The organism is Brevibacillus fluminis (assembly GCF_052072235.1).
In the GTDB taxonomy this organism is placed as follows: Bacteria; Bacillota; Bacilli; order Brevibacillales; family Brevibacillaceae; genus Brevibacillus_D; species Brevibacillus_D fluminis_A.
The window spans coordinates 5,185,080-5,210,569 of the sequence record NZ_CM125436.1; the positions used below are offsets into that span (position 1 = coordinate 5,185,080).

25 protein-coding genes and 1 pseudogene are annotated in these 25,490 nt (G+C 51.1%); 9 read left to right on the top strand and 17 right to left on the bottom strand.

The features are described from left to right. Positions 1-34: 34 nt before the first annotated feature. The 4 genes from ACTID9_RS25440 to ACTID9_RS25455 form a co-directional block, all read right to left on the bottom strand. A complete protein-coding gene (locus ACTID9_RS25440) occupies positions 35-628 on the bottom strand; it encodes a DedA family protein (protein WP_441067910.1) in 594 nt (197 codons plus the stop codon). A gap of 152 nt (positions 629-780) precedes the next feature. Then, positions 781-1,332 (bottom strand): C40 family peptidase, encoded by a 552-nt coding sequence (locus ACTID9_RS25445; protein ID WP_441067912.1) that lies wholly within the window; start codon positions 1,330-1,332, stop codon positions 781-783. A gap of 481 nt (positions 1,333-1,813) precedes the next feature. Continuing rightward, a complete protein-coding gene (locus ACTID9_RS25450) occupies positions 1,814-3,142 on the bottom strand; it encodes a redoxin domain-containing protein (RefSeq protein WP_441067914.1) in 1,329 nt (442 codons plus the stop codon). Between the two features lie 112 nt (positions 3,143-3,254). Further along, on the bottom strand, positions 3,255-3,452 hold the full coding sequence (locus ACTID9_RS25455) for a YwbE family protein (RefSeq protein ID WP_441067916.1): 198 nt from the start codon (positions 3,450-3,452) through the stop codon (positions 3,255-3,257). A gap of 64 nt (positions 3,453-3,516) precedes the next feature. Here ACTID9_RS25455 and ACTID9_RS25460 point away from each other — a divergent pair, with 64 nt between their 5' ends. Beyond that, positions 3,517-4,008, top strand: a complete 492-nt coding sequence (locus tag ACTID9_RS25460; protein WP_441067918.1) for a hypothetical protein — start codon at positions 3,517-3,519, stop codon at positions 4,006-4,008. Positions 4,009-4,140: 132 nt separating this feature from the next. On the opposite strand, the gene ACTID9_RS25465 is transcribed toward ACTID9_RS25460, so the two are convergent. The 5 genes from ACTID9_RS25465 to ACTID9_RS25485 all read right to left on the bottom strand — a co-directional run bounded on the left by ACTID9_RS25465 (position 4,141) and on the right by ACTID9_RS25485 (position 7,097). Then, a complete protein-coding gene (locus ACTID9_RS25465; RefSeq protein ID WP_441067920.1) occupies positions 4,141-4,350 on the bottom strand; it encodes a cold-shock protein in 210 nt (69 codons plus the stop codon). A gap of 79 nt (positions 4,351-4,429) precedes the next feature. Beyond that, positions 4,430-4,630, bottom strand: a complete 201-nt coding sequence (locus ACTID9_RS25470; RefSeq protein ID WP_122921455.1) for a cold-shock protein — start codon at positions 4,628-4,630, stop codon at positions 4,430-4,432. A gap of 429 nt (positions 4,631-5,059) precedes the next feature. Continuing rightward, positions 5,060-5,899: a hypothetical protein gene (locus ACTID9_RS25475; protein ID WP_441067922.1), complete on the bottom strand. Its 840-nt coding sequence runs from the start codon at positions 5,897-5,899 to the stop codon at positions 5,060-5,062. Next, the gene (locus ACTID9_RS25480) at positions 5,883-6,713 is read right to left on the bottom strand and encodes an ImmA/IrrE family metallo-endopeptidase (protein WP_441067924.1); all 831 of its coding nucleotides are present in this window, start codon (positions 6,711-6,713) and stop codon (positions 5,883-5,885) included. Before ACTID9_RS25480 ends, ACTID9_RS25475 begins: the two co-directional genes overlap by 17 nt. A gap of 18 nt (positions 6,714-6,731) precedes the next feature. After that, positions 6,732-7,097, bottom strand: a complete 366-nt coding sequence (locus ACTID9_RS25485; protein WP_441067926.1) for a helix-turn-helix domain-containing protein — start codon at positions 7,095-7,097, stop codon at positions 6,732-6,734. Between the two features lie 215 nt (positions 7,098-7,312). Between ACTID9_RS25485 and ACTID9_RS25490 the strand changes: the two genes are divergently transcribed. Together ACTID9_RS25490 and ACTID9_RS25495 are read left to right on the top strand one after the other, a co-directional pair. Continuing rightward, on the top strand, positions 7,313-7,465 hold the full coding sequence (locus ACTID9_RS25490; RefSeq protein ID WP_441067928.1) for an IS3 family transposase: 153 nt from the start codon (positions 7,313-7,315) through the stop codon (positions 7,463-7,465). Between the two features lie 301 nt (positions 7,466-7,766). After that, a complete protein-coding gene (locus ACTID9_RS25495; protein WP_441067930.1) occupies positions 7,767-8,075 on the top strand; it encodes a hypothetical protein in 309 nt (102 codons plus the stop codon). Here the strand turns inward: ACTID9_RS25495 and pdxR are convergent. Next, positions 8,072-9,484 carry a MocR-like pyridoxine biosynthesis transcription factor PdxR gene (pdxR, locus tag ACTID9_RS25500; protein WP_441067932.1) on the bottom strand — a complete coding sequence of 471 codons (1,413 nt, stop codon included), beginning with the start codon at positions 9,482-9,484 and terminating at the stop codon, positions 8,072-8,074. The genes ACTID9_RS25495 and pdxR overlap by 4 nt on opposite strands. A 105-nt stretch (positions 9,485-9,589) precedes the next feature. Between pdxR and ACTID9_RS25505 the strand changes: the two genes are divergently transcribed. The 4 genes and pseudogenes from ACTID9_RS25505 (at position 9,590) to ACTID9_RS25520 (ending at position 14,124) form a co-directional block, all read left to right on the top strand. After that, positions 9,590-10,168, top strand: a complete 579-nt coding sequence (locus ACTID9_RS25505; protein ID WP_441067934.1) for a GNAT family N-acetyltransferase — start codon at positions 9,590-9,592, stop codon at positions 10,166-10,168. A gap of 197 nt (positions 10,169-10,365) precedes the next feature. Further along, positions 10,366-11,898, top strand: coding sequence for a spore germination protein (locus ACTID9_RS25510; protein WP_441067936.1), 1,533 nt, complete (start codon positions 10,366-10,368; stop codon positions 11,896-11,898). Then, a pseudogene (locus ACTID9_RS25515) lies at positions 11,895-12,982 on the top strand (GerAB/ArcD/ProY family transporter). Before ACTID9_RS25510 ends, ACTID9_RS25515 begins: the two are co-directional and overlap by 4 nt. After that, positions 12,979-14,124, top strand: coding sequence for a Ger(x)C family spore germination protein (locus ACTID9_RS25520; RefSeq protein ID WP_441067938.1), 1,146 nt, complete (start codon positions 12,979-12,981; stop codon positions 14,122-14,124). Before ACTID9_RS25515 ends, ACTID9_RS25520 begins: the two are co-directional and overlap by 4 nt. Positions 14,125-14,200: 76 nt before the next feature. Here the strand turns inward: ACTID9_RS25520 and ACTID9_RS25525 are convergent, their stop codons facing one another. From ACTID9_RS25525 to ACTID9_RS25550, 6 genes are all read right to left on the bottom strand, one after another. Beyond that, complete coding sequence (locus ACTID9_RS25525; protein WP_441067940.1) at positions 14,201-14,959, bottom strand: SDR family NAD(P)-dependent oxidoreductase; 759 nt, start codon at positions 14,957-14,959, stop codon at positions 14,201-14,203. Positions 14,960-14,975: 16 nt separating this feature from the next. Beyond that, positions 14,976-16,325 (bottom strand): APC family permease, encoded by a 1,350-nt coding sequence (locus ACTID9_RS25530; protein ID WP_441067942.1) that lies wholly within the window; start codon positions 16,323-16,325, stop codon positions 14,976-14,978. A gap of 146 nt (positions 16,326-16,471) precedes the next feature. Next, complete coding sequence (locus ACTID9_RS25535) at positions 16,472-17,209, bottom strand: LytR/AlgR family response regulator transcription factor (RefSeq protein ID WP_441067944.1); 738 nt, start codon at positions 17,207-17,209, stop codon at positions 16,472-16,474. Positions 17,210-17,256: 47 nt separating this feature from the next. Next, the gene (locus tag ACTID9_RS25540) at positions 17,257-18,606 is read right to left on the bottom strand and encodes a sensor histidine kinase (RefSeq protein WP_441067946.1); all 1,350 of its coding nucleotides are present in this window, start codon (positions 18,604-18,606) and stop codon (positions 17,257-17,259) included. Between the two features lie 392 nt (positions 18,607-18,998). Beyond that, a complete protein-coding gene (locus tag ACTID9_RS25545) occupies positions 18,999-21,356 on the bottom strand; it encodes a WG repeat-containing protein (protein WP_441067948.1) in 2,358 nt (785 codons plus the stop codon). A gap of 43 nt (positions 21,357-21,399) precedes the next feature. Then, positions 21,400-22,677: a cation:dicarboxylate symporter family transporter gene (locus ACTID9_RS25550; protein ID WP_441067949.1), complete on the bottom strand. Its 1,278-nt coding sequence runs from the start codon at positions 22,675-22,677 to the stop codon at positions 21,400-21,402. Positions 22,678-22,829: 152 nt separating this feature from the next. Here ACTID9_RS25550 and ACTID9_RS25555 point away from each other — a divergent pair, with 152 nt between their 5' ends. Next, complete coding sequence (locus ACTID9_RS25555; protein WP_441067951.1) at positions 22,830-24,113, top strand: ATP-binding protein; 1,284 nt, start codon at positions 22,830-22,832, stop codon at positions 24,111-24,113. Positions 24,114-24,118: 5 nt separating this feature from the next. Next, positions 24,119-25,048 carry a response regulator gene (locus tag ACTID9_RS25560; RefSeq protein WP_441067953.1) on the top strand — a complete coding sequence of 310 codons (930 nt, stop codon included), beginning with the start codon at positions 24,119-24,121 and terminating at the stop codon, positions 25,046-25,048. Between the two features lie 82 nt (positions 25,049-25,130). Here ACTID9_RS25560 and ACTID9_RS25565 read toward each other — a convergent pair whose 3' ends face one another. Continuing rightward, positions 25,131-25,460 carry a putative quinol monooxygenase gene (locus tag ACTID9_RS25565; protein WP_441067955.1) on the bottom strand — a complete coding sequence of 110 codons (330 nt, stop codon included), beginning with the start codon at positions 25,458-25,460 and terminating at the stop codon, positions 25,131-25,133. Positions 25,461-25,490: the final 30 nt, after the last annotated feature.

The following is a 25,490-nucleotide window of genomic DNA, read 5'->3' on the forward strand; positions in this document are numbered from 1 at the left end:
CACAGACGAGCGGGAGATGGCAAGAGCCGCGCTGCTACACGGCTTTTTTCCGCTGCCGATACAGCCACACGCCTGCTGCGATCAGCAATAAGGCGATCAGCACGTACACGCCATACCTCTTGATGCCTTGGTGCACAAGAACCCAGCGCTCCCCCAAAAAATACCCCAGCAAAACGAAGGTCAGCGTCCAGATGAACGCGCCGGTATAGGCGAACACCATGAATTTGCGGAAATCCATTTGGGAGATCGCAGCCACATAGGCCGTCAGATGGCGCACGCCGGGAATATAGTAGCCGATGATCAGCAGGATGTTGCCGTACCGCTCGAACATGCGGTGCGTGCCAGTGATTTTTTCTTCCGTGATATGTATTTTCGGACCGAATTTTTTCAGAAAAGGCAGCCCCAGCTTGTACCCGATGGCATAGCTGACGGTAATGCCGGACGCCGATCCGCAGAAGGAGAACAGGATGACAAGCGGCAAGCTCAATGTCCCCTGGTATGCTGCAAAGCCCGCATACGTCAAGAGCGTCTCATCGGGGATCGGCAGCCCGACAATCCCGAGGGAGAGCGCGATCAAAATACCTGCATACCCATAGTGGGCGATCAGCCCGCCAAGATGATGTTCCATCGCAATCACCGTTCCTCGCATTTTTTCACAGGCCATGCGCCAGGGCGCCATCTATACGTCGAAAAAAACACCCTTCATCAGCCTCTTGTTCTGAAGAAGGGTGTTGCTATTTCATCTATCTATATTCCCCAAGAATATCTGACACATCAAGTTTAATTCAAAACGCGCCCCGCTGCAACAAAGTGCTGGTCCCACCAGCCGGTCAGCGTGCTGTAACGAACGCCGCCCTTGCCGTAGGTGTGCAAAATCTTGTTGTTGCCGGCATAGATGCCGACGTGCCCGATCCGATTGATCGAATTTTTGTCATATTTCATCGTTGCTCTCGTCGAGAAGAAGATCAGGTCCCCCACCTTCAGTTGGCTGCGGGAGATGTGCTTCACTTTTTTGTATTGGGAACGGGCACCCCCTCTTCCCAGATCGATTCCAGCACCTTCGCGGAATGCCCACATGGTGAATTCGGAGCAATCCATCGTGCTTTTGTCGTATCGGCTTGAAGCGTATTTATAGGGTGTTCCCATGTATTTTTCGCCGGCTTTGATCACTTTGGCACCTGCGCTGCTTTTCGCCGCAGTCGCGCTTACGGAGGCATCTGCCCCGGACTTGACGGAATCAAGCGATGCTGCATGAACTTGTCCACCAAAAGCTAATGATGTGCACATCAGCAGCGCAAACACCGATCCCATTTTCCATCCTGGTTTTTTCATTGTTTCATCCTCCTTGGAAGTTATCAGGTGTTTCTTACAGTGTTTATCTTACTTGGGAAATCTGAGAACACGCTGATAGAAAGATGAGGGATGGATAAGAGTTTTCTGATAGAAATATGAGAATGAGTATGGTTGGTGGAGGCGAGGGGATTTTGGCAAGAAAGCTGCGCGGAAACGTAGCCATGCCTGCTGGGGGTCGGGGAGAACGGTCCGGTGAAAAAACGGGAAACTGCGCCCCAAAGCCACACGCTGCGCGGCGGGTGAATCTCAGGAAGCAGATGTGGCGCAAAGCGTTTCCCGTTTTTTCGCCGGCCCTGGCTGGCATGTCTAAAGCTTCCGCTCCGCTTTCTTGCCAAAATCCCTGGGTTTCCCCTTCTCTCAGAAAAAAATGGGATGGGAATGGTTTTGGGGGTAGCGCTCTGGGGTCTTTTTAATAAAAAATCCTCTCCTTCGTTCGATGGGAGAGGATTTTTCGTTGCTTTTATTTTTTCGTCTTTTCCTTAATCACTTGCAGCTGCTCCATATTCAGACGCATATCGTTTACGATTTCGGTCATTTCCTGTTTGATGCTGCTTTCGACTTTTTCGATGGTTTGCAGGTGGACTTGCGCTTTTTGTTGGCTTTCTTTGATGTCGTCCAGTTCGTTGCCGAGCTGCAGGGTGTCGTGGGCGACTTGTTTGATGCCGTCGGCGATGGTCAGGATGCTTGCGGAGTTGGTCGTGATGTTGTCCCGCACCGTGTTCATCGTCTCTTCAAACGATGTGAACGACGCGAAGCTGCGGTTGATGGTTTCGTCGATCGCTTTGAGCTGTGCCGTAATGTTGCCTGCGGATTGCTCCGTCCCGTTCGCCAGCTTGGTGACTTCCTGCGCCACGACGGCAAAGCCTTTGCCGTGCTCTCCGGCGCGGGCGGCTTCGATCGATGCATTCAAGGCGAGAATTTTGGTCTGGTTCGAGATGGCGGAGATCGTGCGGCTCATTTCGTTCACGACATGGGTCATCGTGATCAGCTCCTCCATCAAGGCGCGGGTCGCCTGGATGTTTTGGCTCATCTGATCGTTTTTATGCTGAATGTCCGTGAATTCCTTCGATGTCGCAGCCAGCTGCTGGCTGTATTGATTCAGCTCCTGAAACTTGCTGTGGTAGGCGCCGACGAATTCCTCCAACCGCTCGTAGTTGTCGAGCGAGGACGCTTTCAGCCCCTCGATATTGCTCAGATTGTTTTCGACGCTGTTCGAGACGAACGTCGCCGATTGGCTCACGTCCTGGAGGGTCGATTGCATGCTGGTCAAAAAGATGGGCAGCTCGTCCTCTACCGTATTGACCGGCGTGGCCGCAACCGACAGCGAATCGATGATTTCCAAAATCTCGGCCGCTGACGGCCGGTCCGCCTGATTCTCCCCGATATAGGAATACCGGATCACCTGGTTTTCATCGATGATGTATGTACTCGGGATTGCGATGCGGAAAGAGTCCCATTTGATCGGCGTAAACACTTCGTACGCTTTGATGACGTCCCGCGTTTCGTCGGAAAGGATCGGGAACTTGATGCCGTTCTCTTCCACATAGCGTTGCACATTCGCCAGCTTCTGGCCGACAATCGCGATCAGATTGACCCCTTTTTGCAAAAATCTCTCGTAATACTCGTTTAATTCCGGCATTTGCTTGCGGCAGTTCGGGCACCATGTCCCGCGCAGAAACACGATTACGAGCGGTTTGCCCTTGTATTCCTCCAGCGTTTTGATGCCTTGCGTTGAATCCAGGCGAAAGGGAGCTGCCAATTTCCCAATCGTCAACCCTTTTTTGGCCATACGAAACACCCCTGTTGCAGTCTCATCGTATTTTCACTTGCCTTGATCGTACTATTCCTTCCTCTGTTCGTCCAGAGCCGAAGGCGTTGCGCAACGGGGACGCATCAGGCTGTCAGGAGGGATGAATCTCCTTCACCCGCCCGACTTGTCCATCTGCAAGCCGCACCTTGATGCCATGGGGATGTGTGCCCGAATTCGTCAGGATGTCCTTGACGATGCCGCGCGTCAGCTTGCCTGTGCGCTGGTCCTGCTTCAGCACAATGCTGACCGAAAGCCCCGGCTTGATGTCATTGCGATTTTGTCCATTCATGTGTTCGCACTCCCTGCTATGGTATAATAAAGGAATCACCACCATAATCGTTACGGAGGAATCCATGCTTACATTCGAAGAAAAACGAGCGATCATCGCTTCATTCCCGGAATTGCAGGAAAAGAAAGTATCACTGGGCCGGCTGAACTATCACTATGAAGAGAGTCTCCATGAGAAAAAGAACGTCGTCTACCATCTCCATCCGAATGGCAACGGCTTCGTTTACGCCGGCCACCTGAAAGGGTATCAAAAGGACGACAAAGGCATGGTCAACATCCGCGATTACTCGGCCGATGACCTGCGCACCTTGATTGGAAAAGTGATCCACATGCTCTCCCAGCCGCCTTATGTTCCGACTGCGAAAGAAACAACGGGAACGGATGCGGACGAGCCGCAAGAAGAGACATGGCGCAACAAGGAAGGCCACACCCTCCTGCTGGTCCGCGAAAACGAGCTGTGGAATGTGTATGACGGCGCTCATCTCGAATCCGCATTTGAATCGTACAAGGAAGCCGCTCTCTACTTGCACGAGGAAGGCTTCCGCCACGTGGAATAAAGAAACCATGGAAGGAAAAAGACCGCGTATCCGATGTTCATTCGGATTGCGGTCTTGTTTGTTTTACAGATAGTGCAACCACGGCTCCGCCAAAAAGCTTGGCGTAGCCAGGTTTCTAATGGCTGCCGTCGACTATTCCTGTTTTTGAATCGGGTTATAGTTGGTGAGCGGCGCCAGCATTTTGCTGTCACTAACCATCGGGGACGTACACAATGGGCAAGTCGGCAGATGCTCGAATGTAAAATTAGCACGCATCCAACCGTTACATCCCTCTTTCGTGCAAGACCAGATCGGCGTATTTTCCTTCGGAACTTCCTCTATCGACTTCTTACCATTAAACATGAAGACCCCCCTTTGATTATGTCTGACCAAAAGAAGAACTGCCCTTTACTTGCTTGTATCGGGCAGCTTGGTTTTTGTCTTACAGTTTTGTTACGTTTTCAGCTTGTGGGCCGCGGTTGCCTTGAACTACGTCAAATTGAACGCGTTGGCCTTCATCCAAAGTTTTGAAACCGTCGCCTTTGATCGCGGAGAAGTGAACGAATACGTCGCTGCCGCCTTCAACTTCGATGAAACCGAAACCTTTTTCAGCGTTGAACCATTTAACTGTACCTGTTTGCATGAACAAATACCTCCAACATTTTAATGTAACATGATCATTTTATTCCATGAAAATAAAATTCACATATTGTAAAAGGTACAATCCGTTCAAATGTCAACCCTTTACAATATGTGAATCAAAGCGTTGGCTATAGTTGAACTTTACCACAGCTGGAAGCGAAAAGCAAGTTGGCGGGTGCCTCTGCCGAAAACTGGCAGCGGACGCCTTTTTTCCGGATAAAAATGCGACGTACGCTCCACATGCGCAGCTTATATTCGGACATGTTTAGTGGCGTTTGTGGAGCGCTTGTTTCATGGAATAGCATGGTAGCGGAAACGGGACTTGCGAAAGTTAAACCAGCTGGTCATCTCGCCTTGTTTGCCTGCGGAACTCATCGTGGATCTGGATTCTGAGGTCGAAACTCAAGTCAGAACATCTTGATAAGGACAATTAGAACACTATTTTATACCTGTCGGGATCACTGCACATTTCCAAAAAAGAGGGCGTATCAACTACTGTTTCATGTAAACCTGAGCTTCCATCGTCAAAATTCTCAACAAAGATAGACGATTTGGGATTAGGGCGTAATATCGAAACGTCTTGGGATCGAATGATTCCTGCTTTCACAGCGTTGAAAAGCGCAACGTCCGTACTCAAATAAGAAATTGGAGGTTTATTGGTCACATTGAGCTGTAAAGGAGGGACTTTCGCCACTTCCAGTACCTTTTTCTTCAAAGCTATGATTCCAAAATCGCTTGTTGCAATTGATATGTTTGAAATCTCATTTGGGTAATGAGAGAGTAATAGGAACGCTAACGTAAGTATGGATACCTCGCCTGCATTTTTCTTCGTTATCAACGACCCCGTTTGTCTTGTAAAGAAGCCGTTATCGTAATAAAGCTCTATCCAATCATCGGGCAATTCATCAGCTTCAAGCTTACTGTGTTGACTAAAGAATCGTTGAGATTCTCTGAAAGGAGCCGCGACACGAAAAAGCTCCATAAGCCGCTTATCCATATACCCTATCATGGGTAAATAATCTTCGGATTCCTCGACAAAAAATAGGGGAGGGGTAATGCCTAATATATATGCAACTTTGCCATCATGATGTGCATATTCGGCACGTACCCATCCAGGAATGAGAACCATGTCGTATGGTTCAAAAATGAATGATTGTGTCAATACTTCCCGATTTTGATAAAAGAATTGGATATTGTTCGTATCCAAAATCAATATTTTTACGTTCCTTTTTTCTCGTAGAAAGCCTTCAATATCACGATAACTGCCCATCCAACCGCTCCTTTAACTCTCGTTGAACTTGCTTATACTTTTCCTCCCATTCCTTCACCACCTTCAAGTTATCTTGAAATAACTCTACATCAGGGTGCTGTGCAATTTGATTTTTTATAGCATTGATGATCGAATTCATATTCGTTACGTAGGAAGGTTTAATCAAGCTATCATCTAAAGCGTATTCCTGGAAAAGAGTTGCCCATTCGCTGGTTGACCATTGCTTGTCGAAATACAATTTTATTTTCTCTTGAAGCTGATCGTTTTGATTTCTTCTCCCCATTTGGTACAGCTGAATTAGTACAGCCTTGTATGGAGCTTTGAATGATTTCATGCAGTGAGCAATCTTCACAATGAAATCATCGTAATCCAGAGAGTAAAAGTAATCGTACAGATCGGAATAACCAAAAATCATCTGACTCGCAAAATAATCAGCTTTTCTTTCGTTTAAGTCAAACTCAGTCGAAATTTCATAGTTATCTTCATTGTGCAGGCTCATTTCCTCATGCTCGGTTAAGTGGTAGATCTCATGCCAATAGATAAAGTATTGGTAAAGTCTTGGTTGAGCAGTATTGATTATCGGAACAGCTTTTTGACCGTGAAATTTCCGAATCGCCCCACCCCAATTGCTGTCAGGAATAGGAATCTCAATTAAATTGTGTTCTTTTAAGATTCCCAAAGCTTGTTCTTCTATCGGAAGAGACTTCCACTTTATTAAACGTTTTTCGATGAAACGAATATGATTCTGGATCTGTCGATCAATTTGCTCGTTACGTTCAACGGTTTGATCTAGGTTCTCACTCGTTATTCTCACTTATTTGCTATACCTCCTTTATACATACATGGAGTAAATGTCCAGTACGTTATCTAATCCTTCCAAAAGTTCTTTTGCTTTTTCACTCTTTTCCATGCCTACGCGGTGATCTGAATAGGCATAGGCGAGCGGGTGAGTGAGTGAAGGAGTGCTTTGGGCTGTAATAAAATAGTCGTCGGGCAGTTCAAAAGTTTGGTTAATCTTTGCGATTTGACCATTGTAAGTTGTTTGGGATGGACTCTCACCTTTAAGAAGTTGATCAATGGTTGGTCGAGATATACCCGTTAGTTTCGACAAGGATAATTTGGAGTGACCTTTTACTCGAATAAAAGTAAGTAAGTTTTTGGCTATTGTCTTTTGATGTTCAAAAAAATTGATACTCATTTGCTACACCTCTTTTCACTTTATATTTTAATTATAAACCTCACTGTTGCGTTTGTAAAAAATTTTTTTTCAATGTGTAAAAACCTCTATAGCATATACCGTTATCGAGAAAATATACATCAGCGATAGATGTGATAAATAAGGAATCTTCGTAAGAGGGGGAAGGATGCAATAATATCGGGGGCATCTATGGGTATCGTCGATTAGCCCTTCATTTGCGCCGACAGACCGGGAAACGGCTTAACCACAAACGAATCTACCGCCTGATGAAGCGACAGGGTATCCAGTCGGTGATTCGCAGAAAGAGAAAGAAATATGTGCGGTTCAGCCCTGAAAATGGCAAAAGGAAGCAAGCCTCTACTTCATAGTGATCGAGGTTTTCAGTATATCTCTTTACGATTGGCAAGAAAGTGAACCAGAGCATGTCCCGAGTCGGCAGGTGCATTGATAATGGCCCAATGGAGGCTTTCTGGGGAACACTGAAATGCGAGCGGTATTATCTGCATACATACAAAAGATATAAATGACTACATCCGTTTTTACAACAACGAGCGATTACAGGCCCAATTTTCTCAAGACGCACCACTGCTTTCTTTGCTTGCCCGAGTCCCTTTCCTTACCTACAATAAGAGGCACAGGTTTGTTGGCCAAACGCAAAGGAGAATTCAGATGAACAAAAAAGAAATGGAAGAACAGGTGATTCAAAATTATCAACGGGATGAAGGCATGATGATCCTGATTTTCGCGCAATGGTGTGTCAACAACGGGCTTGACCCGCAGGAGCTTTATTGCAGAGCTTATCCTGCACAAAGCGAAAACCCGCTGTTGAAGCAAATGACAGAGCTTACCGTACCGATCGAAGAATCGGAAGAAATCCCTGACGCCACGCTGCTGGGCGTGCTGTCTATTTTCGGCAATGACGATCTGGCTTTTGTCGTAAGCGAAGAAATCGAGAGACGCCCTGTGAAAAAGCCTTAATCGAACCATACCTCCCGAAGAAGCTTGATTCCGGGCTCGATTTTATCCGTATCAATTCCACCGAACCCGATCAGGAACTCTTTGCGCTCCTCCTGATCGGGTCCAAACCAGGTGTACGCCGCGGAGGCGAGGTTAATGCCCGCCTGCCTGGCGCTGCCCAACAAGTCGGCTTCCGTGCGCGGGCTTTTGGCCCGAAGCAGCAGATGGAACCCCGCGTCCTTCCCGATGATTTCCACCCTCTCTCCCAAATGCTTCTGGATCGCTGCGATGAGCGCATCGTGTTTTTTCCGGTACACATTGCGCATCTTGCGGACATGCTTCTCAAAATGCCCTTTCTCCATAAACAGCTGCATCGCTTTCTGATTCACCGGCGATGATGACTGCTCGAACAAAAGCTGGCGGTACAGCTGCCGGTACCGCTCCAGTAAAAAGCGCGGCAGCACCATGTAGCTGATGCACATCGCCGGCGCCACCACCTGCCCGAATCCCCCGAGATAAACGACCGGGGCATCCGGCACAAGCCCTTGCAAAGACGGAATCGGCCTGCCATGATAGCGGAATTCTCCGTCATAATCATCCTCGATGATCAGTCCCGCTGTCTCCTTCGCCCACTCCAACAGCTGCAATCGCCGGGAGATCGGCATGATCATTCCTCTCGGGTATTGGTGGGAAGGAGTGACGCACGCGACCCGCACTTCTTTTTGATACAGCTCCTGAATGGAGATGCCATCATCTTCAAGCGGGATCGGCACCATCTTCAGTCCATGCCGGGCAAAGGTGGTGCGGAGCAGCGGATAGCTGGGATTTTCGATGCCGATCCGGGCGTGCTCCTCCTTGAGCAGCAACGCCAAAAACGACAGCAGCACATAGTGATCGGCCGCGATGACGATCTGATCAGGGACGCACGCGACTCCGCGAAACTGGCGCAAATAGCGGGCAAGCTCCTGCCGCAGTCCGCTTTCCCCCTGGGGATCGCCATAAAACAGCAGGTCCTGCTGCTCCCGCTGAATGGTTTGATTCACAAGCCGCCTCCACGTCTGGAACGGAAACACGCTGAAATCATTTTTGGACAAATGAAAGTCGTACGCGTAGGCGCCTTTTGGCAGCAGCGGCGGCGCTGTTACCGCTTCCGGCTGACCTTTGCCCAATTGCGCATACGGTTCGAGCAGCTTTTGCACGAAATAGCCTTGCCTTGGCCTGCTTCCAATAAAGCCTTCCGCCATCAGCTGCTGATACGCCGTCTCGACCGGTGTTGTGCTCAGCGACAGCAAATCGGCAAGCTTTCGGACAGAAGGCAGCCGCGTCTGCTCGGAAAGCCGGCCCGTGGCGATTTCCGTTTTGAAAAATCGATAAAGCTGTACGTAATGAGGGGTATCCTCATCTTCCTCCAAAACCGGCACAATCAGCACGCCTGGCTCCCTCTTTTCTGTCCTTTTCATTTATTATAAACTGCGCATTTGCTAACAGGCAGCTTTTCCTTATAGTAAGGATACATTATTCAGGAGGTTTTCCCTATGCCAAACGTGCCACAAGAAACAGATCGTCCCGTACGTTTTCTCGAAGGAGCGCGCGTCTATTTGCGTCCGCTCAATCAGGAAGATACCGAATTGTACTACCGCACCTTGTATTACCCGGAGGTCAGGCGCTTAAGCGGAACGCAGAAGCATTTCACCAAGGAGCAAATCGCCCGCTATATCGACGGGAAATCGCAGGACAACTCATCGGTCCTGCTGCTGATCGCGCTATGCGAGGATGACACGGTGATCGGCGACATTGCGCTGCAGGACATCGACGGCATGAACCGGACTGCAAACATCCGGCTTGCCATCAGCGAGAACTTCCAGGGCAAAGGCTACGGCACGGAAGCAATGAAGCTGATGCTCGAGTACGGCTTCGGTATTCTCAACCTGCACCGCATCGAGCTGAACGTCTTTTCCTACAATGCACGCGCACAGCATGTCTATGAAAAAGTGGGATTCGTGAAGGAAGGCGTACAGCGCGAAGCCCTGTTCTACAACCACCAGTACCACGACTCGATCCTCATGAGCATCCTGGAGCACGAATACCGCGCGAAATATGTGCAGGCGCCCTAGAGGCGCCTTTCTGCTGAGGACAAGCTGTAAGCCCAGCCCAAAAGAAAGAAGCATGCCGCTGCACCAGCATGCTTCTTTCTTTTGGGCTGGTTGAAAGGGGGGCGCTGGCAGCAATGCCGTCAATTGGAATAAATCCGGGCAAACTACAAAATCTAAAAACACAGTGACACCACTCTCTTCTTTCGGGAGACTACGCGATGAGGCTTTTTTATAAACGGATTCGCAAATCAGCCATTCAAGAGCTGCTGCACCGAGGCAACGATGAGCACATCAGTGCCGATTTGTCCGCGAACCGCAAGAGGCTGCAGACGATTTTTCATGATATACCCGACCTGATCACTTCCACGTTCGTGATCAGTGAAACGAACGTTACTGCCCTGCTTGTTTATTTGAACGGGATCGTCGACAACGACATTATCAACAACAACATCCTCCACCCGTTGTTGTTCAAAAGACATTCGTTCACCGAGCTGTCTGACCTGGAGCTGCCAGTAGGCCTGAAACAGACTGCCTCCTCCTGGGCAGCCATCAAGGAATCCATCCTCTTTGGGAAAAGCGTGCTGTTCGTCGATGGCGCGCCCTATTGCCTGATACTCAATACGCCAGGATGGCCGCAGCGATCCAATACAGAGCCGCAGACAGAGTCCGCCTTAAAAGGTTCCCATCTCGGGTTCATCGAATCGAGCGGGTATAACATCTCGCTGCTTCGCCTTTTCATTCCCGATCAGGATTTAAAAATAAAAGATTTGGTCGTTGGCTGGCGGAGCAAAACAAAAGTATCGCTCCTGTATCTGGAAGATGTGGTAAATGTGGAATCGTTGCAGAGTCTCGAAGAACGCATCCAACGTATCAATATTGATGCCATCATTACGACAGGGGAATTGGAAGAGTTGATCGCGGACAATCGGATTACGCCGTTTCCCCAGTTCTTGTCGACGGAACGCCCGGACAACGCTGCTTCCCAGCTTCTCCAGGGACGAATCGTGATGGTCGTTGATCATTCCCCCAGCGTCTTGGTTGGCCCGGTGACATTGTCATCCTTCTTTCAAAGCATCGATGACTACAATCTGCGCTGGATCGTCGCATCCTTCATTCGCGCGATGCGTTACGCCGCTTTCTTTATCTCGATTTTTTTACCGGCGTTGTACATCGCCGCGCTCACGTTTCATTACGATATTATTCCGCTCGATTTGATCCTTTCGATCGGTGAATCCCGCGAAAGGGTGCCGATTCCTCCGTTTGTGGAGGCGATCATCATGGAGCTTGCTTTGGAAATGCTGCGAGAGGCCGGGCTGCGCTTGCCTTCCAAAATTGGCCAGACAGTAGGGATTGTCGGCGGTATCGTCATCGGACAAGCGGCCGTCTCGGCAGGCATTGTCAGCAACATCATGGTCATCGTGGTCGCAACAACGGCAATCGCTTCCTTTATCATGCCGAATGCCGACCTGTCGGCAGCTGTGAGAATCCTCCGCTTCCCCATGATGATTGCCGCGTATCTGTTCGGTCTTGTCGGGATTGTCGTCGGGTTGCTGGTGTTGATCATCCATCTCATTTCGCTGGAATCGTTGGGAACGCCTTATGGAAGCCCCTTTGCGCCCGTTCGCTTCTCGGATTGGAAAGACGCGCTCATCCGCTTGCCGATTCAGTGGATGATGAAACGGCCGGTTGCCAATCGCCCCCAGCAAACGATTCGCCAGGGCAATAATCGTAGGAAAGATGATTCCACATGAAAAAATACGAGATCACTTATTTGCAGTACGTGTTTTTTATCGTGCAGGCCCAGGTTGGCGTCGGGATTCTCACCATGCCCTCGGACCTGGCGGAAGTCGCAAGTACGGACGGCTGGATTTCCATTGTGCTGGGCTGGCTGATTGCGATAGCGGTGAGCGTAATGATCATCCAGATCATGAAACGCAGTCCTGAAGAGACGATCTTCGGCCTCCTCCCCCGCTATTTCGGGAAATGGCTGGGCACAGCGTTTTCCATTCTGTTCATTCTGTTTGCGCTCTTCTCCTACGTCAATTCCCTGTTTGTGGAGGTTCATGTTACCCAGACATGGGTGCTGCCGCAAACCGCAAACTATTATCTTGTGATCTTGTTTTCGATTCCCGCTTACATGCTCGCTGCGAGTGGAATTAGGATGCTTGGGCGCTTTGCCGAATTCATCAGCTATTTCTTGATCTGGATGCTGTTTTTTTCCTTGCGCTAAAACAGGGCCACCTCATCCACCTGCTGCCCATCTTGAAGGAAGGCTGGCTGCCCGTTTTCAAGGCTGTCCCGAAAACCATCCTGTCGTTTTTAGGATTCGAGTTTGCTTTTATTTTGTACCCTTATTTGCAAAAAAAAGAACGGGCCACGCGCGGAATCATTATCGCGAACACTATCTCCATGCTGGTTTTTCTGCTGATCACGCTGGTCTGCTATATCCGGTTTAGCCCTGACCAGGTTGTCACCTATATTTGGCCAACGCTGAATCTGTTCGAGACACTCGAGTTTTCTTTTGTGGAACGAATTGAAATCATCTTTTCAGCGTTTTATTTGTTTATCATCGCTTCCAGCGGGATTCCTTACCTGTTCATCGGTGTCTTGGGGATCAGCCAGCTTCTGCGCAAGCACGATCATCGCCCACCGTTGATCGCCTTTACCATTGCTTTCATTTTACTGAGCTTCGCCTTTAACCCTACGTTTCACCAGGTCAGCCAGCTGCAAAACTGGAGCGCTCAATACGGCATGATCATGGCTTATTTTTTCCCTGTCTTTTTATGGCTGTATGTCGTAGCTGTCGATCCAACACGCTGGAGGCAAAACAAATGAACGTTCGACTTCTCGCAATCATTCTCCCGGTTACGCTGCTGCTGTCAGGTTGCCTTGGGCAAATGAAGCTGGATGAAATCACTTTGCTGTTGACGTACGGGATCGATTTGGCGAAGGATGGAAGCTTGGATATTTATACCGCGGCCCCGGTATTCAGCAGAGAGGCAAAGCAGAAAACGGAGATTATGCACGTTCACGCCAAATCCCTCCGTGAAGGCAGAGACCACCTTGAGGACGAGGCGATTGGCACCGTCGCAACGGGAAAAGTACAAAACATCATTTTTACGAAAAAACTGCTCCAGCAAAAAAGCATTTTTGAGCTGCTGGATGTTGTGTTCCGCGATCCCAAAAGCTCGCTCAAGGCCGATCTTGTCATGGTAGACAGCCCGATTCGACAAGTCATGGAGATAAAAATAGCGGATAAGCCGCGTTTATCGGTTTATTTGCGTGAGTTGGTGGAGTCGGCGCATACGAGCGAGTCATCCGTCCTCACGTCCGTCCGTACGCTTTACCATCAATATTACGAAAAAGGCATCACACCGTTTTTGACAGAAACGAAATTAGTTGAAAACAGACTGAACATCGCAGGCACTTCCCTGTTAAACAAGAAAGGATTCTATGTCGACACGCTCAATCCAAAAGAAAGCTCCTACTTGCTGATCATGCAGCGGGATATTCAACACCCCGTTTCCTTGAACATTGAGCTTCCCAAACATGTGTTCAAGAAAAAGGGACAGTTCGGGAATTCGGTCAGCTTTTTGATCGATTACACCCGTTTCACCTATAGAACCGCTCATCGTGACGGGCGCTTTCAATTCGATCTCCATTTCAATTTCCGGATTGTCCTCAATGAGGTTCTGGTCAATGCCAATCCGCTGAAGGAGCAAAAACAATTGGAACAGGCGCTTGCTGATCAAATCAGGAAAGAGATGAGCGCGCTTGTGGCAAAACTGCAAAAACAGCAGCTGGACCCGATCGGGCTCGGCCTTTATGCTCGGGCCTTTGCCTACAACGAGTGGAAACAAGTGCAAAATGACTGGGGATTGGCATTTTCCCAAGCGAAGGTGAACATCAATCCTGCCGTCAGCATCATCAGTATCGGTTCGCTCAAAAATGCGGGGATCAAGGCAAATTCACAATAAGCCGTTGCGTTACAAAAACGGAAGCGAAAAGAAGACCGGCCTGTGGGGGCGGCCGGCCTTCAAGTCTTTGATCTGTTTATTTCGATGTCAATCCGCCATCTACCACGACAGCGCTTCCCGTCATTGCCGACGATTCATCGGCCGCCAGGAAAACGGCCACATTGGCGATCTCGATCGGCTGGATGGTTCTGCCGATCGGTTGGAAATCGCTGATGCTTTTGAGCACCTCATCCCGGCCGCCAAACAAATCGGCATGTGCATCGTTGAAGGCTGTATCCACCCATCCCGGGCAAATGCAGTTCACCCGCACGTTGTCGGCTGCGAAATCAAGCGCCATTTGTTTGGTCAGCATATGGATGGCGCCTTTGGAAGCTACATACGCGGACAGGCGCGGCTCGGCAGCGAAGCTGTTGGCAGACGCCATGTTGACGACGGAGCCGCCTCCCGCTGCGATCATTTCCGGCACACAGTATTTGGACGTGAGGAACATCGACTTCACGTTGACCTCCATCGTGCGGTCCCACACCTCTTCATCCAGCTCCACGACCGAGCCCGGCACATTGATCGCCGCGTTGTTGCACAGAACGGACGGCACGCCGTACGTTTCTTTTGTGAATCGAATCAGCTCCTGCACCTGGTCTGCCTTGGACACATCGGCCTGGAAAAAGACGGCCTCTCCCCCGTTGCCGACGATCTGTGCGACGACCTCGGCACCAGCCGGGCTAATATCCGTCGCGACCACGCGCGCGCCTTCCTCGGCATACCGCATCGCAATCGCGGCCCCGATCCCTTTCGCTGCTCCTGTTACAATCGCAATTTTATTTTGCAAACGCATGCTCTTGTCCTCCTTATTATAGTTCCTTGATGACAGGTGCCACTTTCTTGTAGCCGTTTGATTTCACATAGCCGACCACGACGCCGACCAGTACCCAGCCGATCCCCACCATGAATGTCATCTTGTCAAAGCCGGACCAGACATAGCCCGTGATCAGCAGCCCGATGAACGGGGTGAGCGCATAGGTGAGGAAGCCTTTCACTCCACGCATACGCTTTTTGCCGTAAAAATAGACGATGATCGTGGCGTTCAGCATCATGAAAGCGGTGATGGCGCCGAACGTCACGAATTTGTACAGCGTCTCAATCGACAGGCTGAACGTTACGACGATGGAAAGCAGCGCGCAAAACAGCGTCGCGTTAACCGGCGTCTGGAATTTGGGGTGAATCTTGGCCAGCACCTGTGCGAACGGCAGCAGATTTTCGCGGCTCATCGAGTAGAGCACACGAGCGGTGGCGGACTGTACGTTGAGCGTCACGGCGATTCCGACCGCGATCACGTTGATCAGAATCAAAATCGTGTAAAACACTGGCCCGCCCGCTTCCTTGGCGATCTCGAAAAAGCCCATATCCGGGTTCAGCGTTTCATACTGCGGATGAATCAATGCCGCCATGTACACCTGGATCAAAAACAGCAGGCCGCTGAACAAAATCGAGAAAACCGTCGCCTTGCCGACCGTCTTCACCGGATCGCGCGCCTCCTCCGCGAGCGTGCTGATCCCGTCAAACCCGAGGAAGCCGAGCACGGCGATGGAAGTCGCCGTCGCGATGAAACCAAAATCGACGTGGTCCGCCTGATACAGCGGCGCCAGGCTGAAGCCGCCCATCCCGTGCCCGTCGATCAGCACGAATTTGACAGCGATGCCCAGGAAAACGACAAGTGTGACGATTTGCATCCAGAACATGACCAAATTGGCCCGGGCTGTCATCGTGATACCCCGCACATTGATCAATGTGTTGCACACAACGAAAATGAGCGTCCAGACAAATGCGGGCACTTGCGGCAAAACCCCTGCCATCCACACGCCCGCAAACGCATACAGGAGCGCGGGACACAAAATGTAGTCGGCCAGGATCAGCCACCCGGCGATGAAGCCGACATGCGGGTTCAGCCCGCGGCTCACATACGAATAGACGGAGCCGGCGTACGGAAACTCCTTGCTCATGTGGCTGTAGCTGAAAGCGGTGAACATCAGGGCGATGACGCCGATCACGTACACGAGCGGCACCATCCCGAAGCTTTGCTGCGCTACCGCCCCGTATACCTGCATCGGTGCGAGCGGCGCCATGAACACCATGCCGTAGATGACCAGGTCCTTGAATGTCAGCGTTCGTCTCAACTCTTGTTTGTACTGGCTGTTTTGCAAGCCGAACCCCTCCCCTGAACTAGAAAAACGTAAGTAGTCCTCGTTTTTATAGTAGACTTGTTTCAGAAAATTTTGAAACAGATTCGGTCGAAACAAGAGGGGATTTGTCGATACGAGTCGGGATTGACAGGCTCCACTTCCTTGCGTTACAGCCATTTTTGCAGGTTGTACCAATAGGAGACGATTTCGTGCGTCTTGTCTTCAGCGATGAGCGCTTTTTTCTCGCCGTGCACCTGATCGAAAAAAATGTCGCTGCCTTCGATGCGGCTGATTTGTTTCATGTTGACCAAAAACGAGCGATGGGTCAAATAAAAGCAGCTGTCCTGCAAGTAGCTTTCGTACACCTTTATCGGGATTTTGCTTTCAAGCGCCTCATGGCGGGTATGCACCAGAATCGTCCGGTTGATCGATTCGATGTACAAAATGTCGGCGGGCGTCTTCTGGATGATTTCGTCGCTGATGATCGGGACATAGAGTCCGCCCGCTTGCATGAAGGCTTGATAGGCGATATGGCTGCGCAGCTTGTCGATCGCCTGTCTGAGTCGGCGGGCGGTATACGGCTTCTCCACGATGTCGACGATGCCGAGATCATAGGTGACGCTGGCGTGCGGAGCCATGCCGGTGACGAGAATCGTGGGGAGATGGACTCCGCGCAGCTTGAGAATCGAATAGCTTTCCAAGCCTCCCCGGCCTGTCCCCAGATTGAGGTCGATAATCATGGCGTCCAGATCGGCGCGCAGCGTCGCTTCTGCGATCAGCTCATCGCCCGAACTGACCTTGGCGGCAATCCGGACGTTTTCCAAAGGAGCCAGGTATCCTTCGAGCAGTTCCTGCTGAAGCTCATCATCCTCGGCTATCAAAACGTTGATTTGCTGCTTGTGCATGGTTCCTCGCTGCCTCCTTTTCGTCGTTGAAACGCCCCTGCTTTTTTTCAGCCTTGCCGCTCCGAGATGTGGAGCAGAACAGAAAAGCATGTCCGCCCTTTTGCAGAGGCCACGTTGACTTCCCCGGCATATTTGCCGACAACCTCGCGCACAATGCTCAGCCCATAGCCGCGTGCTTGTCCTTCATCGGTCTGCTTGGTCGTATAGCCTTCCTGCATCAACTTTTGCAATTCGCCCGCCTGAATCGTACCCCCGGTATTTTCCACCGTGAACTGATACGTCTGGCCGACTTTTTTCAAGGTGAGCCAGATGCACCGCTCTTCTTCCGCCGGTCCGCCTGCTGCGGCTTCGATCGCATTATCGAGCAGGTTGGATAAAATCTTGATCATGTCGGAGGAAAGGACCCCATCAAACGTTTCCTCCGGCGGTATCTGGAACTCCAGCTCGACATGCTGCCCCCGCGCCTTTTCCACTTTCGAGTGCAGCAGCACGAGCAATGCAGGGTTCGCGACCTGTGCCGAGAGAGCCACGACCTTGACATCGCTTTGCAGCCCCTTCAAATATTCCTGGGCGCGCGCATATTTTTTCAGCTCCAAGAGGCCGAACAATACTTGCAAATGGTTGGCGAAATCATGCCGGATCGATTGGATCGATGTCAAAATGGAACGAAACTCGCGCTGGAACGTTTGCTCCGAATCGCCGACGACCCGCAGCGTCTCCCGCTGATACCAGCGGCGAATCACGGTATAGCTGACCACGATCAAAATCAGGATCAGCAAATTGGCGGATATATGAAAAATGCTATTTTTCAGCGCATTTTGTTCAATCTGCTGCAGCAGCTCGACACCCGTATCAATGCCGATGATTCCGACCAGCTGTCCGTCCGCATTCATGAGCGGGGCGCCGGCCGTCATGTAGCTGCCGTATTTGGGGTCGTGGATAATGCTCGTATGAAAGGTCGCGCCATGGTACGCCGGCTCCGCTTCCTCCCGCGTGAGCGTGCATGGCTCGCCGATATAGGTTTGGGCGGCCAGTTCGGGCGAAATGCCGAGGATCATGACCCGGCTTTTGCCCTCATCGTCCATGGTGACGATATACACATGCTTCGCCCCGATCTTTTTGCGATAGTCGTTCAGAAACCGGTTCAGCTTGACGAAATCCTCGCTCTCGGCAGTCGGCTTCTGCAAAAACCGCTCAAAGCTGGCCACATCTACCTCACTGGCGATGTCGGCCGCCGTTTTCATGCTTTGCGTGGCAATGGAAATCTCTACCGTCCGAATCGTACTGTCATAGGTCAGCAAAAGGTTTGCGGACATGAAGCACAAGCTCAAAATAATGGCGACAATCAAGATGATTCTGATTCGTTTGTTGGTTCCGGTAGAAATAGCTTTTATCATGCGCACGTTACCTTTCTGTTACACAGCCTCTGCCTGAGCGATTTTTCTCATTTTATCATGAATTGGGAGGGAAAGGGCGCATGGAAGTTGCGATTGTGGCGGGACGGGGATTTTCCGAAAAAAAGCGTCACTGCGCTCTGACAATGCCCACTGGGGGTCGGAGTGACCGGCTCCGTGGAAAAAGGGAAACCGCGCCCCAAAGCCACACGCTGCGCGGCGGAAGCATCTCAAGGAAGTAGATGTGGCGCGAAAGACGTTTCCCTTTTTCCACTCCGCCTGGTAGGCATCGCCAAGGCTGCGTGCCGCTTTTTTTCGGAAAATCCCTTCGCTGCTCGATAAATAGATAAAAAGGATGAAAACCATAAAATGGTCCATCCCTTCTTACATATATTTCAATGAAACGATTGCCAGAAATCGCCCTCAGTATCGATAATATCCATGATTTGCGCAAACGGGATGCGGAAGGTCGGGAAGCCTGCGGCATACGGTCCGATTTCATACGGCGCAAAATATAGATACAGCGCGTCCTGTTTGACATAGAACGGTTGGTCCGGCTTGATGCCCTTGTAGCTGCCTGGGAAGACGTAGGAGTACTGCGGGTCGTTCTTGATCAAATTCCCGACGATTTCACTCAGCACTTTTACATAATTGCTGTTTGGCTTGAAGAGGTCTTTGAGCTGGTACATCTTTCCTTTAACCAGATCGATGTGCGCGTATGTCTGCGTCGGCATGCCATGTGCAGCGCCAAAGGGGAAATTGTAGCCGACCAGCAGCAGCACAAGCAGATGCTTGCGGAAAAACTCGACCGAGAAGTCTCCCGAATAGCTGTAGTCCAGCTGTTCGTTGGCCGGAATCGGCTTCACCTGCGACATGTCCTTGAGCCGGTCGTTTATGTTGTTTTGCGCGTCTTTGTTGGCCATGCCCTCGACTCGCGGATAGTAGACGATATAGTCTTTGTTCGGGTTAAACAGCTCTTCCCGGACACGGAATTGATCGGTCAGCGGGATCACCGTATTTTGCCGCCAGACGGGTTTACCTGTGCGCGTATAGTACGATACGCGCTGGTTGATCAGCGCTTTGACCAGATCGTTTTCCTGTGTCAGCGTGCCGCTTCCCTCCAGCATGGGGAAAAACCGGTCGATTTGCCCTCCACGGTTGATGAAAAACGTATGCCGGTCATCATTGGCAGATGCTTTGCCGTCCTGGTATTCCATCACTTCGTTGTAAAGAAAATCGGTCAAGATTTTGCCGTCCGTATCCGCAATCGCGAATCTGGAGCCGAGGTAAGGCCGCTGCGAATCTCTCGCCTTGCCGACAGCCACCCGGTTTTCCTTCAGCCAATGGATATCGTTGTACTCTCCCGGAATGAGGAACGTTCCTTTTTTATCGATCAAGCCGTATTGATTGTTCTCCGCAAAGTCTTTCGCCGCATTGACGATGGCCCTCCCCTTCTCGAAAGGCTGCGCGGTCAAGAAACGGGGGGTGATCACGACGTTGCCTTTTTCGTCTACATACCCATAAGGGCCATTTTCCGTCTCCTGAAACGCGAGGAGACCGTCTCCCGCCTGCCCGACATTGGCATACGCGAATGTGTGCAGACGCTCGCCGTTGCGGCCGATCAGAATGAATTCATTCGGCCTTGCCTGCACGACTGCCCGCCCTTCATGGAAGTCGGTCCCGCTTTGATACGTGGCGGGAATCACTTCTTTACCGTCCCGGTCCAAATAGCCGTAATGGCTCGTGCCCTGGGGATCGACTTGCGAAAACAACGCCCTGCCCTCCTGATACATGCCGATGAAGCTGTACGGCTTGTCGGTCAAAATCTCGCCTTTTTCATTGATCACATGGAAGCCGGCGTTGTCGACGACAGCGGCGCGGTCTTGCGAAAACCGTGTGATGGCATCATATTTCGGCACAATCACGTACTTGTTGTCTTTATCAATCAGCCCGTTTTTATCCAGGAGCGTGACGATCGCCAAGCCATTTTCCTGAAAATCGTCGGCAAAATCATAGCGCGGCTCGATAACCAGCTGCCCTTTGTCGTTGATATAGCCCCATTTCGTCCCCCGATCGGTTTTGACCGACGCCGGAAACAGGTTCACCGTTTGCCTGACCAATTCAATCCGCACTTGCTGCAGCAATTCCAGCCAAGCTTCGCGCGATGGACCGGCTTCTTTTAATCGCCAGCCAGCTTCAATCGATTTCACCGCTTGCTGCGGCAGATTCGCCTTGAGCTGGGCTTCGGCGAGATAATACCAGTAATAAGGAGCACCACCACGGTAAAAATCATGAGGGTACCGGTGGCTGCCGATCAGATTGGCGACCACCTGCCAGCCTGACTCATCCACCTTCAGTCCCATAATGTACGTGTTGCCTTCCAAGTGGTATGTACCCACTATCTCCTGCATCCCATCGCCGTCCACATCTTCCAGACGCACACATGCGCGACGAGGCCAGTCGTCCTCCCGGCATATTTCTGCTGTCGGCGGCAGATGCTTGCGAACCACCTCAAGCACTTTCCGTTCATCCCACATCTGCAAAACACTCCAAACCGTTTTTTTCACAGCATATGTTCGTGCCTGCAAAAGGTGCCCAGCTGCCAGTTTGTTTAAGTCGCGGGGTAGCCTATACTGACGCGCCCGCGATTCCAGCGAAACCGTATTCGCGCCGATCCACGATACGTACCGGTAAAACGCCGCCCACAAGAAAAAGGCCAACCCGACGCTGCCGGATGACCTACTCTCTATCAAAGAAAACAGCCACCCGTCATGCACCCGGGTGGCTGTTTGGTGTTTATGCTGCTTTGCGGCTATTGGTTTGATAGCTTTGCAAATACACTTTTCCTTTTGCGCTGTCATACTTGCCTTCCCACTTGGAGATGACCACTGCAGCGAGCGCGTTGCCCACGACATTCACGACGGTGCGCGCCATGTCGAGAATACGGTCGATACCCGCGATGAACGCGAGACCTTCGAGCGGAATGCCGACAGAGCCCAGCGTCGCCAGCAAGACGACGAACGATACGCCCGGCACGCCCGCGATCCCTTTGGAGGTCACCATCAGCACCAGCATCAGTGTGATCTGGCTGCCGATCGACAGGTGAACGCCGTACATCTGCGCGATGAAAATCGCAGCCAGCGCTTGGTACAGTGTCGATCCGTCCAGGTTAAACGAATATCCGGTCGGCACGACAAAAGAGGTGATCGCCTTCGGACAGCCGAACTTTTCCATCTTCTCGATGATTTTCGGCAAAACGGTCTCCGAGCTTGCTGTGGAGTACGCCAGCAAAATCTCGTCCTTGAGGATGCGGATGATCGCGAAAATGCTTGTCCCGACCATTTTGGCAATACCGCCCATGACGAGAACGATGAACAGGAACATCGTGCCGTACACCAGCAAAACCAGCTTTCCTAACGGCACCAAAGAACTCAAGCCGAATTTGGAAACGGTTACGCCAATCAAGGCAAAAACACCGAATGGCGCGAATTTCATGATTTGGTTCGTTACCCAGAACATCGTCTCGGCAACCCCTTCAAAGAAGGCCAGAACCGGTTTCCCCCGCTCCCCGATCGCCGCTACGCCGAGGCCGAACAGGACGGAGAAGAAAATGACCGCCAGCATATCGCCTTTGGTTAATGCATCAAAAATGTTTTTCGGCACGATGTTGACGAATGTATCAACGAAGCTGTGGTGTGTGGCGGTTTCCGCCGTTTCCACATAAGAGTGGATGTCCGTTTTCGCCAGATGGCTCATGTCGACGCCGACGCCCGGCTGAAAAATATTCGAGGCCAGCAATCCCACAACAATCGCAATGGTCGTGACAATTTCAAAATACAGAATCGTTTTCCCGCCGATTTTCCCGAGCTGCTTCATGTCTCCGACGCTGGCAACCCCAATGACCAGAGAAGCGACGACGATCGGAACCACGATCATTTTGATCAATCGAATAAAAATATCGCCGATTGGCTGTAAATACTGTTCAACAGATGGATTTCCAAAAAAGAGTGCACCAACAAGAATACCAAGTGCCAGACCGATCAAAATCTGGACAGCTAATCCGTATTTTTTCATAAGGTCCCCTTTCTTTGCATTTGCGCAAGTATGGTGATATTGTCTAAATGTAAGCGTATACCTATAAAAAACTACAAAAATCTATATTTCCTTAGAGAATAATCTGCAAATTCCAAGATTTTTCTACGATTTCTGCGAAAAGAGTGTATGCAATGAGAGAAACCTTCTACATGTTTTTGCTGATGCTGGTCGTCGTCCCGCTGGCTGGTGAATGGAAATTTTACCCGTTTGCCAATGATTTTCGGGTCAGCTTCGGCACGACCGCATTCTTTTTCTTTTTGCTGTGGCTGCCCCGCATTCCATCCTATTTGTCCGGACTGGCTGTCGGCATCGCGGTGGTGCTGTTCCGCATCGGATTGGACTGGTTTTATGCGGCGGACGGCTTTTCCGTGTACAGCTCGTTCCACTCCTATATACCCGTCTTCTTTTTCTACCTATCGTTCGGCTGCTTCTACTCGCTGTTTCGCATCAACCGCTTTCATCATCGACCGTTGCTGGTTGGTCTTTTGGGAACAGCCGTGGAGATTTTGGGCAATATTATCGAGCTGCTGTTGCGCGAGCCTGCGAGCGACATCTTCACCATCGCGACGCTCGGCAAAATCACGGCGTTTGCCATTCTGCGCAGCTTCTTCGTGCTCAGCTTTTTCGCCTTGATCGAGCTGAGGCAGTCACAGCGGCTGGAGGCCCAGCAGCGCAAGCGTCATGCCCACATCCTGATGCTTGTGTCTGATTTGTACGAGGAATCCATTTTGCTGAAAAAAAATCTGCGCCACTCGGAAGAAATCACGAGAAATTGCTATGATTTTTATCGTAAACTAAAGGAGCACCCGCTGGGCCAGTCCGAGGCGTTCGCGCAGACCGCGCTCCACATCGCCGGACAGGTGCACGAAATCAAAAAGGACAACCAGCGGATTTATGCCGGACTGTCCAAAATGATCTCCAATGAAAATGCGACGGACGAAATGCCGCTTGCCGAGCTGGGGCGAATCGCCGTGCGAGCCAACCTCAAATACGCCCGCCTGGTAGGCAAAGAGATTGAGATTGACTGGCGCTGCGATCTGCCCGAGATGCCTTTTCCGATTTATACGACGCTCTCCTTGCTGAACAACCTGGTGACCAATGCCATCGAAGCCATTCCTGAAAGCGGCCGCATCGCCATTGTGATCCGGCAGGAAGGCAGCTGGGTGATTTTGCAAGTCACTGACAACGGCCCGGGAATCAAGGCAAAAGATCCGCAGGTGCTGTTCACGCCCGGCTTCACGACCAAATTCGACTTGACCGGCCAGCCGTCCACAGGGATTGGGCTTACGTATGTGAAGGAAGTTGTGGACAGCCTGGACGGGCATGTGACAGTCGACTCCATCCCCGGCGAGACGACCTTTACCGTCAAGCTGCCGAAAGCACGTATACATGCCCACATGAAGAAAAAGGGGTGATTCCCATGCGTTTTTTTATTACGGATGACGATCCGGCTGTCCGTACCATGCTCACCCATATTATCGAGGATGCTGACCTCGGAACGATTGCGGGAGAAGCGGAGGACGGTTCCTTTGTAAACGAATCACTGCTTGCGCTCAAGCAGGTGGACATTTTGCTGATCGATCTCCTGATGCCGATTCAGGACGGCATTGAAACCATCCGCCAGATCGCCCCGTTTTTCGCGGGAAAAATCATCATGATCTCGCAAATCGAATCGAAAGAGATGATTGCCGAAGCGTACTCGCTCGGGATCGAATATTACATCACCAAGCCGATCAACCGACTGGAAGTGATCACCGTCATCCAAAAGGTAAGCGAGCGGATTCGCCTGCAGCGGTCAGTGGAAGACATTCAGCGGTCGCTTAGCGCGCTGAATTTGGGCAAGTCGCCTGAGACCAAACCGGCCATCCCCGCAGAAAAATCCATTCGCACGGCAGGCAAGCATGTGTTAAGCGAGCTGGGCATGATCGGCGAAAGCGGCAGCAAAGACTTGCTCGACATGCTCGAATACATCGCCAGCCCCGAAGCGGCCGCCCTCTATGAGACGCAGTTTCCGGCATTGAAAGACCTGTATCAATGTGTAGCAGTCAAAAAACTGGGGGAAGACGCGACGAGCGCAGCCTTGCAAAAGGAAGTGAAGGCATCGGAGCAGCGAATCAGGCGAGCCATCTCGCAGGCGCTGTCCCATCTGGCTTCACTTGGCCTGACCGACTACGCCAATCCGATTTTTGAAAACTACGCGTCCAAGTTCTTCGATTTCACCGAGGTGCGCAAAAAAATGCTGGAGCTGGAAAACCAGACGGACACCTCCTCTTCTACCGCCAAAATCAACCCGAAAAAGTTCGTTTACGTCTTGTATCTGGAAGCAAAGCGGCTGCTAAATCAGCTGTAAACCAAAGAAAAAAAGAGCGCCCCGCGCCATCATTGGCGTAAGGGTGCTCTTTTTGCTCGCAATGGGTATTTCGCTTGTAAAGCTATGCCTGATCTTGCCCGTCTCCCAACCAGACCGATTCGGCCGGGAACAGGCCGTCGTATTTGACGAACGTATACGGCTCGGCCAACATGTCCATCACCGCTGCCCGCCATGTGGCAAAATGCGCGGTCTCCCGATGCTTCTGCTGATCTTCCGCCGTTCGGTATACCTCGACCAAAACGAAGCGGGACGGATCGTCCTGCTGCTGCAAGGCATCAAAGCGGGCGACTCCCGGCTCCTTGATGCTGTTGCGCGCGTTTTCCAGCGTCGCCTCCCTGAATGCCTCGATATGCTCTTCTTTCACATGAAAATGGACATGGACCATAAGCATGGCGGTTTCTCCCTCGTTGCGGCGGATTGG

What these genes read in the sequence shown, in the direction of transcription:
- ACTID9_RS25520 (WP_441067938.1), top strand. Translation starts at nt 12,979, where the DNA reads ATGAACGTTCGACTTCTCGCAATCATTCTCCCGGTTACGCTGCTGCTG.
- ACTID9_RS25505 (WP_441067934.1), top strand. Translation starts at nt 9,590, where the DNA reads ATGCCAAACGTGCCACAAGAAACAGATCGTCCCGTACGTTTTCTCGAA.
- ACTID9_RS25510 (WP_441067936.1), top strand. Translation starts at nt 10,366, where the DNA reads ATGAGGCTTTTTTATAAACGGATTCGCAAATCAGCCATTCAAGAGCTG.
- ACTID9_RS25550 (WP_441067949.1), bottom strand. Translation starts at nt 22,677, where the DNA reads ATGAAAAAATACGGATTAGCTGTCCAGATTTTGATCGGTCTGGCACTT.
- ACTID9_RS25535 (WP_441067944.1), bottom strand. Translation starts at nt 17,209, where the DNA reads ATGCACAAGCAGCAAATCAACGTTTTGATAGCCGAGGATGATGAGCTT.
- ACTID9_RS25460 (WP_441067918.1), top strand. Translation starts at nt 3,517, where the DNA reads ATGCTTACATTCGAAGAAAAACGAGCGATCATCGCTTCATTCCCGGAA.
- ACTID9_RS25540 (WP_441067946.1), bottom strand. Translation starts at nt 18,606, where the DNA reads ATGATAAAAGCTATTTCTACCGGAACCAACAAACGAATCAGAATCATC.
- ACTID9_RS25455 (WP_441067916.1), bottom strand. Translation starts at nt 3,452, where the DNA reads ATGAATGGACAAAATCGCAATGACATCAAGCCGGGGCTTTCGGTCAGC.
- ACTID9_RS25555 (WP_441067951.1), top strand. Translation starts at nt 22,830, where the DNA reads ATGAGAGAAACCTTCTACATGTTTTTGCTGATGCTGGTCGTCGTCCCG.
- ACTID9_RS25450 (WP_441067914.1), bottom strand. Translation starts at nt 3,142, where the DNA reads ATGGCCAAAAAAGGGTTGACGATTGGGAAATTGGCAGCTCCCTTTCGC.
- ACTID9_RS25565 (WP_441067955.1), bottom strand. Translation starts at nt 25,460, where the DNA reads ATGCTTATGGTCCATGTCCATTTTCATGTGAAAGAAGAGCATATCGAG.
- ACTID9_RS25470 (WP_122921455.1), bottom strand. Translation starts at nt 4,630, where the DNA reads ATGCAAACAGGTACAGTTAAATGGTTCAACGCTGAAAAAGGTTTCGGT.
- ACTID9_RS25495 (WP_441067930.1), top strand. Translation starts at nt 7,767, where the DNA reads ATGAACAAAAAAGAAATGGAAGAACAGGTGATTCAAAATTATCAACGG.
- ACTID9_RS25440 (WP_441067910.1), bottom strand. Translation starts at nt 628, where the DNA reads ATGGAACATCATCTTGGCGGGCTGATCGCCCACTATGGGTATGCAGGT.
- ACTID9_RS25465 (WP_441067920.1), bottom strand. Translation starts at nt 4,350, where the DNA reads ATGTTTAATGGTAAGAAGTCGATAGAGGAAGTTCCGAAGGAAAATACG.
- ACTID9_RS25485 (WP_441067926.1), bottom strand. Translation starts at nt 7,097, where the DNA reads ATGAGTATCAATTTTTTTGAACATCAAAAGACAATAGCCAAAAACTTA.
- ACTID9_RS25445 (WP_441067912.1), bottom strand. Translation starts at nt 1,332, where the DNA reads ATGAAAAAACCAGGATGGAAAATGGGATCGGTGTTTGCGCTGCTGATG.
- ACTID9_RS25525 (WP_441067940.1), bottom strand. Translation starts at nt 14,959, where the DNA reads ATGCGTTTGCAAAATAAAATTGCGATTGTAACAGGAGCAGCGAAAGGG.
- ACTID9_RS25475 (WP_441067922.1), bottom strand. Translation starts at nt 5,899, where the DNA reads ATGGGCAGTTATCGTGATATTGAAGGCTTTCTACGAGAAAAAAGGAAC.
- ACTID9_RS25560 (WP_441067953.1), top strand. Translation starts at nt 24,119, where the DNA reads ATGCGTTTTTTTATTACGGATGACGATCCGGCTGTCCGTACCATGCTC.